The organism is Leclercia sp. GHBNCSD, from assembly GCF_055805075.1.
Genome location: NZ_JBQVYO010000001.1, coordinates 27,481 through 44,177, shown reverse-complemented (window position 1 = coordinate 44,177; position 16,697 = coordinate 27,481). Strand labels below are relative to the sequence as shown.

At 54.4% G+C, this 16,697-nt stretch carries 24 protein-coding genes; all 24 read left to right on the top strand.

Annotated features, from left to right (window positions below; translation table 11 throughout):
* Positions 1-133: 133 nt before the first annotated feature.
* The 24 genes from ACT3IC_RS00265 (at position 134) to ACT3IC_RS00150 (ending at position 16,696) form a co-directional block, all read left to right on the top strand.
* The gene (locus ACT3IC_RS00265) at positions 134-322 is read left to right on the top strand and encodes a hypothetical protein (RefSeq protein ID WP_473475668.1); all 189 of its coding nucleotides are present in this window, start codon (positions 134-136) and stop codon (positions 320-322) included.
* A 226-nt stretch (positions 323-548) separates the two neighbouring features.
* Entirely contained in the window at positions 549-926 is a 378-nt protein-coding gene (locus ACT3IC_RS00260) for a putative holin (protein WP_103179148.1), read from the top strand.
* On the top strand, positions 923-1,195 hold the full coding sequence (locus tag ACT3IC_RS00255) for a phage holin family protein (protein ID WP_473475665.1): 273 nt from the start codon (positions 923-925) through the stop codon (positions 1,193-1,195). Before ACT3IC_RS00260 ends, ACT3IC_RS00255 begins: the two co-directional genes overlap by 4 nt.
* 2 nt (positions 1,196-1,197) lie before the next feature.
* A complete protein-coding gene (locus ACT3IC_RS00250) occupies positions 1,198-1,740 on the top strand; it encodes a glycoside hydrolase family 108 protein (protein ID WP_473475662.1) in 543 nt (180 codons plus the stop codon).
* Positions 1,737-2,009 carry a hypothetical protein gene (locus ACT3IC_RS00245; protein ID WP_473475660.1) on the top strand — a complete coding sequence of 91 codons (273 nt, stop codon included), beginning with the start codon at positions 1,737-1,739 and terminating at the stop codon, positions 2,007-2,009. Before ACT3IC_RS00250 ends, ACT3IC_RS00245 begins: the two co-directional genes overlap by 4 nt.
* Positions 1,966-2,190, top strand: a complete 225-nt coding sequence (locus tag ACT3IC_RS00240) for a hypothetical protein (protein ID WP_473478845.1) — start codon at positions 1,966-1,968, stop codon at positions 2,188-2,190. The genes ACT3IC_RS00245 and ACT3IC_RS00240 overlap by 44 nt, the downstream gene beginning before the upstream one ends.
* Positions 2,191-2,295: 105 nt before the next feature.
* On the top strand, positions 2,296-2,607 hold the full coding sequence (locus tag ACT3IC_RS00235; RefSeq protein ID WP_473475657.1) for a hypothetical protein: 312 nt from the start codon (positions 2,296-2,298) through the stop codon (positions 2,605-2,607).
* Positions 2,600-2,974 carry a hypothetical protein gene (locus ACT3IC_RS00230; protein WP_473475655.1) on the top strand — a complete coding sequence of 125 codons (375 nt, stop codon included), beginning with the start codon at positions 2,600-2,602 and terminating at the stop codon, positions 2,972-2,974. Before ACT3IC_RS00235 ends, ACT3IC_RS00230 begins: the two co-directional genes overlap by 8 nt.
* 145 nt (positions 2,975-3,119) lie before the next feature.
* The gene (locus ACT3IC_RS00225) at positions 3,120-3,461 is read left to right on the top strand and encodes a DUF2190 family protein (protein WP_473475652.1); all 342 of its coding nucleotides are present in this window, start codon (positions 3,120-3,122) and stop codon (positions 3,459-3,461) included.
* 240 nt (positions 3,462-3,701) lie between these two features.
* Positions 3,702-4,190, top strand: a complete 489-nt coding sequence (locus tag ACT3IC_RS00220) for a DUF1441 family protein (RefSeq protein ID WP_307763821.1) — start codon at positions 3,702-3,704, stop codon at positions 4,188-4,190.
* Positions 4,190-6,292 carry a phage terminase large subunit family protein gene (locus ACT3IC_RS00215; protein ID WP_473475649.1) on the top strand — a complete coding sequence of 701 codons (2,103 nt, stop codon included), beginning with the start codon at positions 4,190-4,192 and terminating at the stop codon, positions 6,290-6,292. Before ACT3IC_RS00220 ends, ACT3IC_RS00215 begins: the two co-directional genes overlap by 1 nt.
* Positions 6,289-6,510: a hypothetical protein gene (locus ACT3IC_RS00210; protein WP_139563107.1), complete on the top strand. Its 222-nt coding sequence runs from the start codon at positions 6,289-6,291 to the stop codon at positions 6,508-6,510. Before ACT3IC_RS00215 ends, ACT3IC_RS00210 begins: the two co-directional genes overlap by 4 nt.
* Positions 6,507-8,012, top strand: coding sequence for a phage portal protein (locus ACT3IC_RS00205; protein WP_473475646.1), 1,506 nt, complete (start codon positions 6,507-6,509; stop codon positions 8,010-8,012). The genes ACT3IC_RS00210 and ACT3IC_RS00205 overlap by 4 nt, the downstream gene beginning before the upstream one ends.
* A gap of 10 nt (positions 8,013-8,022) precedes the next feature.
* Positions 8,023-9,954: a ClpP-like prohead protease/major capsid protein fusion protein gene (locus tag ACT3IC_RS00200; protein ID WP_473478843.1), complete on the top strand. Its 1,932-nt coding sequence runs from the start codon at positions 8,023-8,025 to the stop codon at positions 9,952-9,954.
* An 80-nt stretch (positions 9,955-10,034) separates the two neighbouring features.
* Positions 10,035-10,358: a DUF2190 family protein gene (locus tag ACT3IC_RS00195; protein WP_473475644.1), complete on the top strand. Its 324-nt coding sequence runs from the start codon at positions 10,035-10,037 to the stop codon at positions 10,356-10,358.
* Complete coding sequence (locus ACT3IC_RS00190) at positions 10,351-10,626, top strand: ATP-binding protein (RefSeq protein ID WP_473475641.1); 276 nt, start codon at positions 10,351-10,353, stop codon at positions 10,624-10,626. Before ACT3IC_RS00195 ends, ACT3IC_RS00190 begins: the two co-directional genes overlap by 8 nt.
* A 10-nt stretch (positions 10,627-10,636) precedes the next feature.
* Positions 10,637-11,191 carry a phage tail protein gene (locus ACT3IC_RS00185; RefSeq protein ID WP_097455164.1) on the top strand — a complete coding sequence of 185 codons (555 nt, stop codon included), beginning with the start codon at positions 10,637-10,639 and terminating at the stop codon, positions 11,189-11,191.
* Positions 11,188-11,586, top strand: coding sequence for a phage tail terminator protein (gene gpU / locus ACT3IC_RS00180; RefSeq protein ID WP_085451828.1), 399 nt, complete (start codon positions 11,188-11,190; stop codon positions 11,584-11,586). The genes ACT3IC_RS00185 and gpU overlap by 4 nt, the downstream gene beginning before the upstream one ends.
* Before the next feature lie 7 nt (positions 11,587-11,593).
* Positions 11,594-12,331 (top strand): phage tail protein, encoded by a 738-nt coding sequence (locus ACT3IC_RS00175; RefSeq protein ID WP_473475638.1) that lies wholly within the window; start codon positions 11,594-11,596, stop codon positions 12,329-12,331.
* Between the two features lie 41 nt (positions 12,332-12,372).
* A complete protein-coding gene (gpG, locus tag ACT3IC_RS00170; RefSeq protein ID WP_473475636.1) occupies positions 12,373-12,783 on the top strand; it encodes a phage tail assembly chaperone G in 411 nt (136 codons plus the stop codon).
* A gap of 20 nt (positions 12,784-12,803) precedes the next feature.
* Positions 12,804-13,112 (top strand): phage tail assembly protein T, encoded by a 309-nt coding sequence (locus tag ACT3IC_RS00165; RefSeq protein ID WP_473478840.1) that lies wholly within the window; start codon positions 12,804-12,806, stop codon positions 13,110-13,112.
* The gene (locus tag ACT3IC_RS00160) at positions 13,093-15,597 is read left to right on the top strand and encodes a phage tail tape measure protein (RefSeq protein WP_473475634.1); all 2,505 of its coding nucleotides are present in this window, start codon (positions 13,093-13,095) and stop codon (positions 15,595-15,597) included. The genes ACT3IC_RS00165 and ACT3IC_RS00160 overlap by 20 nt, the downstream gene beginning before the upstream one ends.
* The gene (locus ACT3IC_RS00155) at positions 15,597-15,944 is read left to right on the top strand and encodes a phage tail protein (protein WP_473475631.1); all 348 of its coding nucleotides are present in this window, start codon (positions 15,597-15,599) and stop codon (positions 15,942-15,944) included. Before ACT3IC_RS00160 ends, ACT3IC_RS00155 begins: the two co-directional genes overlap by 1 nt.
* The gene (locus ACT3IC_RS00150) at positions 15,941-16,696 is read left to right on the top strand and encodes a phage minor tail protein L (RefSeq protein WP_473475629.1); all 756 of its coding nucleotides are present in this window, start codon (positions 15,941-15,943) and stop codon (positions 16,694-16,696) included. Before ACT3IC_RS00155 ends, ACT3IC_RS00150 begins: the two co-directional genes overlap by 4 nt.
* The last annotated feature ends 1 nt before the right edge of the window (position 16,697 follow it).

Sequence of the window (16,697 nt, the reverse complement as noted above, 5' to 3'; positions counted from 1 at the left end):
TTCAAAAATTGCAAGACAAGCAAAATGATGCTAATGCGTACGCAAAAAGTGTTGTAGTGTGATAAGGATTGTCTTACAGATTGGTTCTTATCGGCATGTAATGAGACAACTGATGATTCTTTAGGTGGTGCATATGCAAGAAGGTTACTACTGGATACAGCACAACGGCAGGGTTCAGGTCGCCTGCTACACAAACGGCGAAACTGAAGACCTTGAAACGGGGCAAACCATCACAGGCATCTGGCATCTGACGCAGGGCGATGACATTTGCGACAATGGTGAAGCAGAAGTAATCAGTGGGCCATTACCACCCCCCTTGTGAGCACTGATAGCTAATTAGCGGTTGACTGTTATCTATAACATCCCGCGCCACTGGCCTCGTCGCCAATGGACGGCGGTAAGTTGGAATTATCCGCGAGGTCAGTCCAACTATCATAAGCCTCGGCATTCAGCCGGGGCTTTTCTATTTCAAGCTCCCGGAACCCCCATCACTCGTCTTGTCGTTAATTCATCCGGAGAGCCTGATCTCCCTCTGATATGGAAACCATATGTCCGAACCACTATCCGGCAGCGCCACGGCGCATGCTGCGGTTACGACTGTCACCTTTGCCGGATTCTGGGCAAACACTGAGGCTGGCGTAATCCTTGGGGCGCTGGCCGGGGCGCTTATCTACGTTCTCACGTCCCACAATCTCAGCATTCTTGAACGTTGCCTGTACGGCGTTGCTGCATTCATCTCTGGCATCCTCGGGGCGGCCACCGCCACGCGGGTAATCAATAAGGTCATTGGCAACTTTGTGCCAGGCATCGACGGTGCGGGAATTCCTGAATCTCTCGGCGCCATGGTTTCGGCGGCATCGGCGATCACCATCGTTCTTGCCCTCAAGAAGCGCGCTGAGAAGAAGGCGGCTGAGGAGGGGAAATGATTCTGACTCCATTCGTACTGCTTCAACTTCATGCGGTGGTCGCATTAATGACGGGCCTGCTAATTGCTGGCTTCAACCGTGGTGATCGCAAGCATAAAAGGCATTTGTCGGCGTTGGCATATTTGCTGGCGCTGGCGTTCTTCTCTATCCCCATCCGTATCTGGGTGGGTGATTACCTGTACATCGACCGCTCAGAGCTGGTGGTCAATATCGGGTTTCTGATTGTGATGATCCTCTCCCGGGGGAATATCACAGGCAAAAGGAGTTAGGCGTGACCAAAGACGACATTTTCAGCTCCATCCTCGGCAAAGAGGGCGGCTACGTGAATCACCCGAATGACAAAGGCGGACCGACGAATTGGGGCATTACCCAGGCGACAGCTCGCGCTCATGGCTATTCCGGTGATATGCACAACCTGACCCGCGAGCAGGCTCTGGAAATCCTCGAGGCTGATTACTGGTATGGCCCACGCTTCGATCAGGTTGCAGCTGTCTCCCCGGTAATCGCCGCCGAGCTCTGCGACACCGGCGTGAACATGGGGCCATCAATACAGGTGAAATGGTTCCAGCGCTGGTTGAACGTATTCAACAACCAGCAGCAGTTCTATCCCGACCTGATCGCCGACGGCCAGATTGGGCCGCGCAGCATCAGCTCGCTGAAATCCTTCCTGGCGAAACGCGGCAGTGAAGGGGAAATCGTATTGCTCCGCGCCATCAACTGCAGCCAGGGTCAGCGATATCTCGAGCTGGCAGAGCAGCGCGCGTCTAATGAGTCATTCGTCTATGGCTGGGTGCGGGAACGGGTGAGTCTATGACCAAACTGAAAGCAATCCTGGCGTTTATCGTCACCGTTGTGCTGGTGGTGCTGGGCGCTTTTGGCCTGGGCAGCATGGGCGGCCGGGAGAAGGCGGAAGCCAAAGCGGATAAGCAGCGAACCGACGAGAACGCCGCAGCCACCAAAGCAGCTGCAGAACGTCGCGTTGAAGTAACCAAGGAGGCCAGCAATGTTCAGCAGACGGTTAGCCATATGCCTGATGATGATGTCGATTGTGAGCTGCGCGCAAACTGGACCCGCAAAGGTTGAGCTCATCGACACCGGCTGCGACTGGGTCAATGTCATTCGGCTTACAGAGCACGACATCGAAGTGATGGATCGACAGACGAAAAAAGACGTTCTGGCGCATAACAAATCGGTGCAGGCGAACTGTACACCAAACGGGCTCACCTTCTCTCATATAGAGAAAAGGCTTGCAAGCAAGCGATAGTAAACAATGCTGTTTAAGACGGTTTGCTAATACTCAAATGATGAATCAGTAGGATTCCTTTCGTTGCATATGTAGAATGTATATCTGTGAGTGAGAGGAGTTCACATGACCAACATACAGAAAATTGCAAAAGTTTTAAAACTACTCAATCAGCATAATGCGAAGACTTCGGAATTCGTTGATGCTAGCTTGGGTTTTTTTGAAAAAATAATTGACGCAGCAGAAGAGGTTAGTAATAAAGATGCTGCTGTGCGAACAAATGAAGAAAATGCTGTTTATACATTTGTATGGACCCTTGTTCCTGAGATGAAAAAATGTTTAGCTTTGCATAATGAATATAATGAATCATTCAGGGAACACTATATTGATGCAATAAAATTACTTTCAAGCATCTCAGAGGTAGATAAAAATGCCTAATGATTTAGATAGTGTTCTTAATGATATCAAGCGCTTGAGAAAAGAAAAGAATAAAAATGAATCATCTTTAGATCAAGTTGAGATAGATGCTCAACAGCAACTTTTGAAAGATGGGAAAACGAGAAATACCTTAACTCTATCTTTTTTGCTTGGCTTTTTTGGTATGTTGATATTCTCTTGTTTATTTGTTTGGCTTTACAATTGGTCTGCAATAAATTGGGGTATCAAACTTAAGTTGGCGGGAATTACCACCGGAGCAAGTGAAATACACTTGTTAGAGCTTGAGAAGATATTATCTATAATGATTGGGGCGCTCGGCACTTCGCTAGGTTTTATTATAGGTTATTATTTCAAGGATAAAAAATAAACAGCTTGCCTTTCACTCAGCCGCCTCCATGAAGTAAACCCATCTTAATGGCTTTAGCGGATATTCTTTAAATAACCTCTAAAGAGGATAAAAACAAGCCTCGCCGTGTCGGGGCTTTTTTATGCACTCTTACAGGTAAATCAAAATGGCAAAGAATTACTACCAGGACGGCAATACGATGGACTGGCACAACGGGACAGCAAAGGCCGTGTTGTCGGGCCAGCCGGTCATTGTCGGTGCGATTATCGGCATAGCCCAGCATGATGTTGCGGTGGACTCTGACGGTGAGTTGATGATGACCGGTGTGTTTGTATTGCCGAAGGTTGCAAGTGAGACGTGGCAGCGTGGCGCTCGCTTATGGCTTACGAAGGATGGCAAGCTGACCAGCAGCCAGAAGGACGGGACGGATGATAACGCCCTGGCTGGTACTGCGTGGATCACCACTAACCCCAACGATGCCGAAGGCCGAGTCAGGCTTGGATTCTGAAAGGGTCAGGCAGACGGCCGCCCGGCCCCGACTGGTCAGCCCACCTCTTCATTAATGCAACTGATATTCATTCTCATTTTGACGGGTCCTCCCGGAGGGCGGCCTGCCACGAGGCGGCGGGCACGCGGAAAACGGCTAGTTTTCGTGATCTAGGGTCATCATCATCATGTGCATAACTGTATGATTTTTATCAGTGCCGTTTTGCAATGATGTCGAATTGTTCAAAAAGTGTTCACCATCATGGACCAGGAGCTCTCCACCCTGAAGCTGAACATCAATCAGCTGGCAGGAATCACCGGCGTTCATCGCCAGACCGTTGCCGCCAGGCTTAAGCAAGTCGAGCCTGCACTGGGCAGCAACAACAAACTCAAACTTTATCTCATCACCGATGTGCTGACCGAGTTGATGGCACCCGTCGTCGCGTCCAGCGCCGAAGATATGACGCCTTCGGACAGGCTCGCCCACTGGAAAGCGGAAAACGAGAGGCTCAAATTCGAGCAGGATACCGGCCAGTTAATCCCGGCTGATGAGGTGGCCCGTGAATTTTCAGTCATGGCAAAAGCTGTGGTGCAGGTGCTGGAAACGTTGCCGGACATTCTGGAGCGTGACTGCGCCATGAGCCCCGCAGCTATCAGTCGCGTGCAGAGTGTTATTGATGACCTTCGCGACCAGATTGCGCAGCGCGTTCTGGACGCAGAACCGGAGGAGGACGAGCCAGAGGAGGACTGATGGCGAAGCGGGCATCTGCCCGGGGGATCCGAAAGGATATCCCTGGAATACTTCGTGCCCCACGCCGCATGCTGGTGGCCGATGCAGTCAGTAAATTTATGCGTGTGCCAATGGGCGCCGGTAACTCCGTACCCTGGGATCCGAACCTGGCTCCGTATGTACTCGAGCCAATGAACTGCCTGGCGTCGCGCGAGTATGACGCAGTGGTGTTTGTCGGCCCGGCGCGAACGGGGAAGACGATTGGCCTTATTGACGGGTGGGTAGTTTATAACGTGGTCTGCGACCCGTCTGACATGCTGATCATTCAGATGACAGAGGAAAAGGCCCGCGAGCACTCGAAGAAACGACTGGATCGCACGTTCCGTTGTAGTCCTGAAGTGGCAACCCGCCTCAGCCCCCGCAGGAACGATAACAACGTTTACGACAGGACTTTCAGGGCCGGTAACTATCTCAAAATAGGCTGGCCGTCGGTCAATATCATGTCCTCGTCGGATTACAAGTGCGTCGCCCTGACAGATTACGACCGCTTTCCGGAGGATATCGACGGGGAAGGTGATGCATTCTCTCTGGCCTCCAAGCGTACCACCACGTTTATGTCGTCCGGCATGACGCTGGTGGAGAGTTCACCAGGCCGGGACATCCGCGATACAAAGTGGCGCCGGAGTTCAGCGCATGAAGCCCCGCCGACAACCGGTATTCTTTCTCTGTACAACCGCGGCGACCGACGCCGCTGGTACTGGCCTTGTCCGCATTGCGGTGAGTATTTCCAGCCTGAGATGACGGCGATGACTGGTTACCGGGAAATCAGCGATCCGGTAAAAGCCAGCGAAGCGGCCTGTATTCATTGCCCTTCCTGCTCCGCAGTGATCACCGCGGGTCAGAAACGCGCCCTGAATATGAAAGGTGTCTGGCTGCGTGAAGATCAGCAGATCGACAGCAGCGGAACAATAACGGGATCCGGGCGGCGGTCGCGTATCGCGTCGTTCTGGATGGAAGGCCCGGCAGCTGCATATCAGACATGGGCCCAACTGGTTTACAAACTGCTGACCGCTGAACAGGAATACGAGGCGACCGGCAGCGAAGAAACGCTGAAGACGGTTATCAACACCGACTGGGGGCTGCCGTATCTCCCGCGCTCCAGCATTGAGCAACGCAAAGGTGACGAACTGCTGCAGCGCGCAGAACCGGTTGAACGGCGGCGCGTGCCTGCTGGCGTCAACTTCCTGGTGGCGACCGTCGATGTTCAGGGTGGTAAAAACCGGCGATTCGTGGTGCAGGTCATTGGCTATGGCGCCCACGGCGAGCGGTGGGTGGTTGATCGGTACAACATCATGCAGTCGATGCGCACCACGCCTGACGGCGAAAGCTACCACATCGATCCTGCCAGCTATCCGGAAGACTGGGATCTTCTGCGTACCGATGTACTGGAGAAAACCTGGGCGCTTGATGGCGAGCCGGGCAAGCGAATGGGTCTGCTGGCCATGGCCGTCGACTCCGGTGGTGAAGATGGCGTTACCGACAATGCCTATGAGTTCTGGCGGCGCTGTCGCCGTGACGGTCTGCAGCGCAAAGTCTGGCTGTTCAAGGGTGACAGCCAGACCCGGGCGAAGCTGATTACCAAAACCTACCCGGATAATACCGGGCGTTCTACCCGGCGCGCGAAGGCCGCCGGTGATGTCCCTCTCTACCTTCTCCAGACCAACGCACTGAAAGACCGGATCAACAACGCGCTGTGGCGCGATGTGCCGGGGCCGAACTACGTGCATTTCCCTGACTGGCTGGGAGGGTGGTTTTACGACGAACTGACCTATGAGGAGCGATCAGCTGATGGGAAATGGACGAAGCCTGGTAAGGGGGCTAACGAAGCGTTTGACCTTATGGTTTACGCACATGCCCTGGTCATTCTTCATGGTTACGAAAAGATTAAGTGGCCTGATGCCCCTGAGTGGGCGCGCCGGGAGAGTTATCTGGTGGCTGAGCCATCGCCAGACGCGCCTGCAGTGGCACCGGTGCCGGTTGCAAAACCGTCAGTATCAGAACCTAAGGCTACGAAACCAGCCCGTGAATCGGCATGGTCATCATCATCAGGAGGCTGGGTGTGAATCTCAATGATATTCAGGACATGGTTCGCCGCTATACCGAAGCGGAAATGGCGATCCTGCAGGGTAAGTCCATTACGTTTAACGGTCAGCAGATGACCATGGAGAACCTGAGCGAGATACGAAAAGGCCGTCAGGAATGGGAAAGAAAAGAGGCTGCTGCCGTGGCTGCCGCAACCGGCAGGGGTGGCTCCTTTAAACTGGCGAGGTTCCCGCGATGAGCGCCCTGGATAATCTGATTGGCGTCTTTTCTCCGGGCTGGAAAGCAGAGCGCCTTAAGTCTCGCCTGATGATCCAGGCATACGAGGCTGTTATTCCTACCCGGACGCACCGGGCAAAACGTGAGAACCGCTCAGCGAATCAGCTGACGCAATTTGGCGGGCGCTCACTGCGCGAGCAGGCCCGGTGGCTCGACTGTAACCACGATCTGGTGATCGGCATCCTTGATAAACTCGAAGAGCGCATCGTGGGGGCGAAAGGCATCATCGTTGAACCACAACCCCTGATGAAAAATGGCGAGATTGCCGCAGACGTTGCCAAGCAGATCCGTACCAAATGGGCGGAATGGTCCGTTTCTCCGGATGTTACCGGCCAGTTTACCCGGCCAGTACTTGAGCGTCTGATGTGCCGGACCTGGTTACGTGACGGAGAGGTGTTCGCGCAGCTGGTCAGCGGCACAGGTAATGGCCTGGCGCCTGTGGCGGAAATTCCGTTCTGGATTGAGGCACTGGAACCCGACTTTGTGCCGATGGAGCGGACAGAGACGGGGCAGAAGTTATGCCAGGGAATTTACCTCAACGACTGGGGCCGTCCGACCAGATACATGGTCTACAAAAACCTGCCGGCAGAAGGTATGCGCCAGGGTGACACAAAAGATATTCAGGCGGAGAACATGCTTCACCTGAAATTCATGCGGCGCCTGCATCAAATCAGAGGTAATTCGCTGCTTGCCGGAGTGCTGATGCGACTTTCGGCGCTGAAAGAATACGAGGACGCCGAACTGACCGCTGCCCGCATTGCTGCGGCGTTGGGCATGTTCATCAAGAAAGGTGATGGTCAGTCGTATCCGGAAGACAGCGCGCAGGGCTCCCGGGAACTGAACATTGAACCCGGCATGCTGTTTGACGATCTCCGTCCCGGTGAAGACATCGGGATGATCAAATCAGACCGACCAAACCCCAACCTTGAAACTTTCCGCAACGGACAACTCCGCGCTGTGGCTGCCGGTTCGCGCGGCAGCTTCTCCAGTATTGCCCGCAACTATGACGGGACATACAGCGCGCAGCGCCAGGAGCTGGTGGAGTCAACCGAAGGCTATTTCATCCTGCAGGACGCATTCATCGCGGCGATCACCCGGCCGATGTACCGGGCCTGGCTCAAGATGGCGATCGCTTCTGGCGAGATCACGGTCCCGCCAAATGTAGATAAAGCCACGCTTTACAGTGCTGTGTTCTCCGGCCCCATTATGCCATGGATTGACCCAGTCAAAGAGGCGAATGCATGGAAAATTCTGCTCCGTGGTGGTGCGGCAACCGAAAGTGAATGGGTGCGCGCCCGAGGTGCAAATCCGGATGATGTGAAACGCCGCCGTAAGGCGGAAATTGATGAAAACCGTAAACAGGGGCTGGTGTTCGATACAGACCCGGCAAACGACAAAGGAGACACCAGTGTCGAGGAAACAAAACCGGGTAAAGAATCGCCCAAAGGCCCAGGCAAAAAATAGCTGGTTCCGTATGCAGGCCAGTTCGGAAAACGAAGCTGAGATCTATATCTACGACGAGATCGGCTACTGGGGGGTAACGGCGAAGCAGTTCGTCGCAAACCTTAAGGCGCTGGGCGACGTCACCCACATCAAACTGCATATCAACTCCCCTGGTGGCGATGTCTTTGACGGTATCGCCATTTTTAATGCCCTGAAATTCCACGGCGCGGCGATCACCGTTTATATCGACGGTCTGGCTGCCTCAATGGCATCAGTAATCGCCATGGTAGGAGATCCGGTCATCATGCCGGAAAACACCATGATGATGATCCACAAGCCCTGGGGTTTTGCTGGTGGTGACGCTGATGACATGCGCGACTATGCCGACCTGCTCGACAAAGTGGAGTCGGTGCTGATCCCGGCCTACGCGCAAAAGACGGGCAAAAGCCCCGAAGAAATTGCGGCAATGCTGGAGGATGAAACCTGGATGAACGGCAACGAGTGTGTCGAGCTGGGTTTTGCTGACCAGGTGACACCTTCACTGCAGGCAATGGCCTGCATCCATTCGAAACGTATTGAGGAATTTGAAAAGATGCCAAACAGCATTCGTAACATGATCACCCCGCCGCGCAACTCCACCCAGCGCGAACCAGTGAACCAACAGCCGCCAGCTGCTCCTGCAATTAATGAGAGCGAAATTCGCGCTCAGGTTCTGGCAGAGCAAAAAGCCCGTGTGAATGGCATCGGTGATCTCTTTGCCATGTTCGGCAACAAGCACATGGAACTGCAAAACAAGTGCGTTGCTGATCCGGATTGCTCGGTAGCACAGGCAAAAGACCTGCTGCTGGCTGAGCTGGGTAAAGCCGCTACGCCTTCCAACAAAACCACCCAGCCACATGTTCACGCGGGGAACGGTAACTTTGTCGGCGACGGGATCCGCCAGGCGCTGATGGCGCGTGCCGGCTATGAAAATGTTGAGCGTGACAACGTCTATAACGGTATGACGCTCCGCGAATACGCCCGAATGTCCCTGACTGAACGCGGCATTGGGGTGTCCAGTTACAACCCGATGCAGATGGTCGGTTTTGCGCTGACGCACAGCACCTCTGATTTCGGCAATATCCTGCTCGATGTTGCCAACAAGGCACTGTTGCAGGGCTGGGAAGAAGCGGCAGAGACCTTTGAGCTCTGGACTAAAAAAGGCCAGCTGTCCGACTTTAAAACGGCGCATCGCGTCGGCATGGGCGGCTTCCCGTCCCTGCGTCAGGTGCGAGAGGGCGCGGAGTATAAGTACATCACCACGCAGGATAAGGGTGAAACCATCGCGCTTGCCACTTACGGCGAGATCTTCTCCATCACCCGTCAGGCCATCATCAATGATGATCTGAACCAGCTGACAGACGTTCCGATGAAGATGGGGCGCGCTGCAAAAGCGACAATCGGTGACCTGGTCTATGCCGTGCTGACTGGTAACGGAAAACTGTCAGATGGTAAGGCGCTCTTCCATGCTGACCATGCCAACCTGTCATCTGGCGCCATCAGCGTAGACAGCCTTGATAAAGCCCGCCAGAACATGCGCAAGCAGAAAGAAGGTGAGCGTTCCCTGAATATTCGCCCGGCCTACATGCTGGTGCCGGTGGGTCTGGAAACATTAGCCAGCCAGACCATTAAGTCAGCAAGCGTGAAAGGGGCTGATATCAATGCCGGCGTTGTGAACCCGCTGCAGAACTTTGCTGAAGTGATCGCAGAAGCGCGTCTGGATGACGCCGACCCGGCGGCCTGGTATCTGGCGGCCGCACAGGGCACCGATACCATCGAAGTGGCGTATCTCAATGGCATTGATGCCCCGTACATCGACCAGCAGGAAGGTTTCACCACCGACGGTGTTGCGACGAAAGTCCGCATCGATGCTGGTGTGGCGCCGCTGGATTATCGCGGTCTGGCGAAATCATCCGGAAAGTAATCCCCCCGACATTGAACCGGCCCGTAAGGGCTTTTTTTATATCTGCAACATGGCCCCGGCAGGGGCCATACGGAGAGCTCATGAAGAATTACGTACAGGATGGTCACACTATCGATTTGACCAACTCGGGTTCGGCGGTGATCACCAGTGGCACGCCAGTTGCCGTGGGTGATGTACTGGCGATCGCTATCGCTGATATTGCAGTCGGCGGAACTGGTACAGGAATCACCAGTGGTGTAGTGGTACTGCCGAAGCTAGCCACTGACAACATTCCTCAGGGTAAATCTCTGAACTTTAAAGATGGCAAAGTTCAGATAGACGCAACAGGTGCTACCCCTGCAGGTAAGGCATGGGAGGCTGCTGCGGCAAATAGCACTATGGTCGCGGTTCGTCTTAATGGCTAACCCCTTCGACGCGATGGTGGCCCGTATGGACGCGGCCACCGTCAATCTGATGGCAGATAAGGTCACGATCAACGGCGTCAGTTTTGATGCTGTAGAAAGCCAGTTTGTCGCAGAAATGGGGCCGCTGGTAGGGGATGGTCTATCACTGGTGGTGTTCTCCCTGGCAGTGTCGCCGCGCAAAGGTGATGCCATTCACTGGAAGGGCCAGGACTACATCGTTACCCGCAAACAGGTGTTCAACGGTAAGCCACAGATCTGGATTGAGTAATGGAGGTTCTATGTCCATTAAAGGGCTCGAACAGGCGATCGCTAACCTGGAAAGCATCAGCAAAACCGCCGTGCCGCGGGCATCCTCTCAGGCGGTGAACCGTGTGGCCACCCGGGCGATCTCCCGCAGCACCCGCCAGGTTGCGAAGGATACCCGGGTGCAGCGGAAACTCGTCAATCAACGTGCGCGCCTGAAGAAAGCCACGGTACGCAAACCGCAGGCCACCATTCGCGTTAACCGGGGCAATCTCCCGGCGATCAAATTGGGCGTGGCCAGCGTGCGCCTTTCCCGGCGAAAACGTGACAAGGCCGGTGTCCGAAGCGTTCTGGTCATCGGGCGGTTTCGCTTCCCGGGCGGATTCATCCAACAACTCAAAAACGGGCGCTGGCATGTCCTGCGACGAACGACGAAAAGCCGCTACCCGCTCGAGGTGGTGAGCATTCCTCTGGCGGTACCGCTGACGGAGGCATTTAAGCAAGAAAGTACCCGCCTGACGGCAACGGATCTTCCGAAAGAGCTCTCAGCGGCCTTACGCAATCAACTGAGGATAATTCTGACCAAATGAAACATCCCCTGATCCGCCTGGCGGTTCTGGATGCGTTGAAAGCTGGCATTACTGACCCTGTAACGTGGTCTGATGGCCGTCCCGCTGTACTTGAGTCCGAAGATCTCCCGGCTGTCGCCGTCTATATCACTGACGCCCAGTCCACGGAGGAATCCATCGACGAAGATATCTGGCGCGCCACGCTTCATATCGAGGTGTTCCTGAAAGCGAGCGAAACGGATACCGCGCTCGATACCTGGATGGAAAGCAAAATTTATCCCCAGCTTAACGCACTTCCCGGCCTTTTTCCCTTAATTGAAACCATGTCTGCTCAGGGCTATGACTATCAGCGAGATGACGAAATGGCTACGTGGGGATCGGCTGATCTCAAATACTCAATTTCATACGTAATGTGAGGTAATCATGCCAACACCAAGCCCGCTTGAACCCGTAAAAGGGGCAGGCACAACGTTCTGGCTCTACACAGGTACAGGCGATCCCTATGCCAACCCGGCCAGCGATACTGACTGGACCCGCACGGCCAAAATCAAAGACCTGACACCAGGTGAACTGACCGCAGAGTCCTATGACGACACCTACCTTGACGATCCGAACGCAGACTGGGCCAACACAGCGCAGGGCGAGAAGTCAGCCGGTGAGGCCAGTTTCACTCTGGCGTGGAAACCTGGTGAATCCGGGCAGCAATCGCTGGTGCACTGGTTCTACAGCGGCGATGTGCGCGCCTACAAAATTAAATACCCGAACGGGACGATCGACGTCTTTAAGGGCTGGGTCAGCAGCCTCGGTAAAACCATCCCGGCGAAGGAGGTCATTACCCGCAGCGTGAAGATCAGTAACAACGGCAAGCCATCGCTGGCAGAAGAAAGCCGTACCCCGGCCGTGGCCGTCACGGGTGTAACGCTCGACAAGTCTACCCTTGCGGTTGCTGTCGGCGCCAAAAACACAATCAATGTTACGGTCACGCCTTCCGGTGCTACTGATAAAACCTTCCGTGTAGCCTCCTCTGATCCGGCTAAAGCGACTGTAACCGCCAGCGGTAACGTACTGACCGTGACGGGGGCTGCTGCAGGCACTGCTGAAATTATCGTGATGATGAACGATGGTCTGAAAGTCGCGATCTGCACTGTTACCGTTTCCTGACCGGCGGGGCGCTTGCCCCGTCATTTTTAATGGAGCACCCCATGAGTTTTCTGAAATCAGAGCCATTTATCTTTAACGGCAACACCATTGAGTTGTTTGAGCTTTCCGCGCTGCAACGTATCGAACATTTGCAATACCTGGCGCTGGATGAGAAATCGCTGCCAAAAGACGAAGGGGAAGAGGGTTATCTTCCGTTACGGGTAGCCAGCAATATCCGGCGTGGTGCCCGACTGATCGCGATGTCACTGTGGCAGGGAGACACCTCAAAGAATGTTGATTCTCTGCACCATGAAGTTCTGTCCGGATGGTCGCCAGCAATGATTGGTGCCGGAGAACACTTCGTTAAAAAACTCTCTGACATGCTGCCTGTACAGGAGCCAGAGCTGACCAGCGGTGAGGAAAACGCAGACCACGCAGCTGTGGATGAGGACTTGAGCGCGGAAAAGCGTTAGCCGGTGAGCTGAGTTTTGTGATGAAACTGGCGCGGGAGTTCCGGCGCCCGGACTGGCGCGCAATGCTTGCCGGCATGTCTTCGACTGAGCTGGCTGAGTGGGGGCGTTATTATCAGAAGCAGTATTTTGAAAACGATTTGCTGGATGCGCATTTCTCCCGGCTCAGTCACCTGGTTGTGTCTGTTGTATGCCCGGGAACTGAACAAACCCCGCTTAATTTCAGCCTTCTGAACCCGCCTGAGCCGGAAACCTTACCGATGGATGATGATGTGATGATGTCTGTGGCGGAAAGCCTGGGAGGAGTGCGCTATGGCACAGTCAGTGGGTGATCTGGTCGTTAACCTTGATGTTAATTCGGCCAAATTCACTGAGCAGGTGAATTATGTAAATAAGCAACTCAAAGGCACCGGCCAGGCTGCAAACGACGCTGCTCTTCAGGTGCAGAAATCTTTTACCCGCCAGGAATTAGCGGCAAAAAAAGCGGGATTATCTGTCGGGCAATACAGCAATGCCATGCGCATGCTCCCTGCGCAGTTTACGGATGTCGCCACGCAGTTAGCCGGAGGGCAGAACCCCTGGCTGATCCTGCTTCAGCAGGGCGGGCAGGTGAAAGATATGTTTGGTGGGATTCGACCCATGCTGGTTGGCCTTGCCAGCTCAATCTCACCTGTCATGCTGGGTGTCGGCGCGTTAACGGCTGGCACCGCGGCGCTACTCTATTCCTATTATCAGGGTTCAAGCACGCTCTCTGAATTTAATAAAACGCTGACATTGACCGGCAATACTGCTGGCCTCACAGCTGTTCGCATGCAGACCATTGCAGCTGCTGGAGAGAAAGCGGGCCTTACCTTCAACCAGACCAGCCAGGCACTGACTGCGCTTGTTAATGCCGGCGTTCGCGCGGGTGCTAACTTCGAAGAGCTTGCGATCTCGGTCGCGAAATTTACTGATGCATCCGGTCTGCCGGTCGATAAGGTGGCTGAAGCATTTGGACGCATGGTCAACGACCCGGCGTCAGGGCTGCTGGCGATGGCGCAGCAGTTTCACAATGTCACGGCTGAGCAGGTTGAATATGTTGCCGCTCTGCAGCGCTCAGGAAATGAAGCAGGGGCACTGCAGGCGGCAAACGAGGCAGCAACCGCCGGGTTCAACAAGCAGACTGCCAGCATCCGCGACAACATGGGGACAATTGAGTCGGCCGCAGACTCCCTTAAAAATGCGTTCAAATCCATGTGGGATGCGGCACTGGATATTGGCAGGCCGGACACATCTCAGGAAATGCTGAGCAAGGCAGAAGCAGCCTTCAAGCGGGCAGATGAAATCTGGAATTTGAGAAAGGGCGATCGTTATGTCAACGATGAAGCGCGCGCCCGCTTCTGGAACGACCGTGAGACAGCCCGCCAGGCGCTGGATATGGCTCAGCAACAGGCCCGAAATTCTCAACTCGCCCAGGAAAACGCCAGTCGTGAGGCAGGACTGGAAGCCGATCGCCTCAAGTACGCACAACAGGCCCAGGCGAATTACAGCAAATCGCAGACGGCTCTGGAGAAGTACACCGATCGCCAGAACGAACTGAACAAAGCGTTAAAAGAGGGGCGGATCCTCCAGGCCGATTACAACATCAATCTGGCCGCGGCGAAAAAAGAATATGAGGACTCGCTTAAGAAGCCAACGAAAACCAGGACGCCGGGCGGGACGAAACTTACCGACAATACCAGCGCTCAGACCCTCGAGTTGCAAACCCAGCTGGAGGTATTACGCCAGCACTCTGTAATCAATGACAAAATCAGCCAGCAGCGCCAGCAACTATGGAAAGAGCAGGCCAGATTTACGGTTCTTGAGCAGGCCGCCAAAACCCGCAACTTAACAGATGATGAAAAATCCCTTCTCGCCAGCAAGGACAAGGTGCTCGCCCAGGCGGAAATCAATGCAAGTCTTGGGGATCAGATTGTTACCCAGGAGCGCCTCAATCGACTGCAGGATACCTCGCAGAAGTACGTAACTCAGATGAGCGAGAAAACACGGGCGCTGGCAGAAAGTGCGGGTATGAGCAGCCGCCAGACCCAGCGTCGCCTTGAGGAAGCGCAGCTGCTGCAGGGCTGGAAAAATGCCGGGGGTAATGAAGGGGATCAGCAGTACCAGAACGAACTGAACGCGCTCAGGAATTACTATGGTGAACAGGACGCCCTCCGCCAGAACTGGCAGGCTGGCGCCAAAACGGCCTGGGCTGACTATGTTGATTCTGCTGATGATGCCTACGGGCAGGTAAAATCGCTGGCCGCCGCCACGTTTGACGGGATCGGACAGAGCATGGCCGACATGCTTACGACCGGTAAAGGCAAATGGTCAGATTTCACAAAATCCATTCTGTCGATGATGGCGCAGATCCTCGTGAAGCAGGCGATGGTTGGTGTGGTTGACTCTGCCTCTACAGCTCTTGGTTTTGCTGCTGGCGGATTTACGGGTTATGGCGGCAAAAATGACCCGGCGGGTGTTGTCCACCGGGGGGAATTTGTCTTCACCAAAGAGGCTACCAGCCGGATCGGCGTAGGAAACCTGTATAGCCTGATGCGGGGATATGCCAGCGGTGGCCTTGTGGGAGGTGGTAAGGGCATCGCCACGCCCCTGGGGGTGAGTGTTTATGCTCCCGTTACGGTTACCCCTTCTCAACAGAGTTCGTCATCAAGTCAGGCGAGTAGTGATGCAGCCGGAAGGGCCTACCAGCAGGTGGTTGACCGATACATCCGGGAGGGGATCGCCCGGGAAAGCGAACCTGGCGGAATCATCTGGAATCTGAACAACGTGAGGCGCTAATGGCTATCGAGACATTCCCCTGGCCCATTCAGTCGGCCAGTCAGCCAACCACGAAAAGCAAAGACACCATCCGGAAAGCCCAGTTTGGTGACGGGTACACGCAGGTCAGTGGATCGGGAATCAATGACGAGACGTTAACCTATGAATATTCCTTTACCGGCAGACCGGAGAAAGGGCTGCAGATTTACGCTTTTCTCAGGCGGCACAAGACGAAGTCATTCTCTTTTCAGCCTCCGTTCGGAGAGCTGGCACTGTGGCGTGTTGAAGCTGACAGCCTGCAGAAAGTGGTGAAGGGAAAAACCGTAATGTACATTTCAGCCACATTTGAACAGGCCTTTGCTCCATGAGTCTTAACCGTGATTATCAGAAACTGGAGCCGGGTAGTGAGGTCCGTCTCTTTGAAGTTGACGGTACCGGGTTTGGCGTATCAGACGTTATGCGTTTCCACTCCCATAATATTGCCCATACGCCAGCGGAAATTGAGGCAGCGGGCGGGGATGAGGCCAGGCTACCCGCCAAATCCATCTGGTGGCAGGGTCAGGAATATAAAGCCTGGCCCTGCCAGATTTCCGGAATAGAAGCGTCCACCAGTAGTGGCAACGCCAAGCCTAAGCTGTCGGTCGCTAACCTGGACAGTTCTATTACAGCTCTGTGCCTGGCTTACGACGATATGCTGCAGGCGAAAGTGACGATTCATGACACGCTGGCGCATTACCTGGATGCCAGAAACTATTCAGAAGGCAACCCAACAGCCGATCCGACCCAGGAAAAGCTGAAGATATTTTATATCGATGCGAAGAGCAGCGAGACCAACGAAGTGGTTGAGTTCGTTCTGACAAGTCCAATGGACCTGCAGGGGCTGATGATCCCGACCCGGCAGCTTCATTCTCTTTGTTCATGGTGCATCCGTAATAAATATCGTTCAGGGGATGGGTGTGATTATGCCGGTACCCTGTACTTCGATAAAAATAACAACCCGGTAAGCGATCCTTCACGCGACGAATGCAATGGGACGCTGACCGCCTGCCAGTTACGGCATGGTGCTGATAACGAACTGCCATTTGGCGGTTTCCCGGGAACCTCTCTTATCAGGAGCTGAC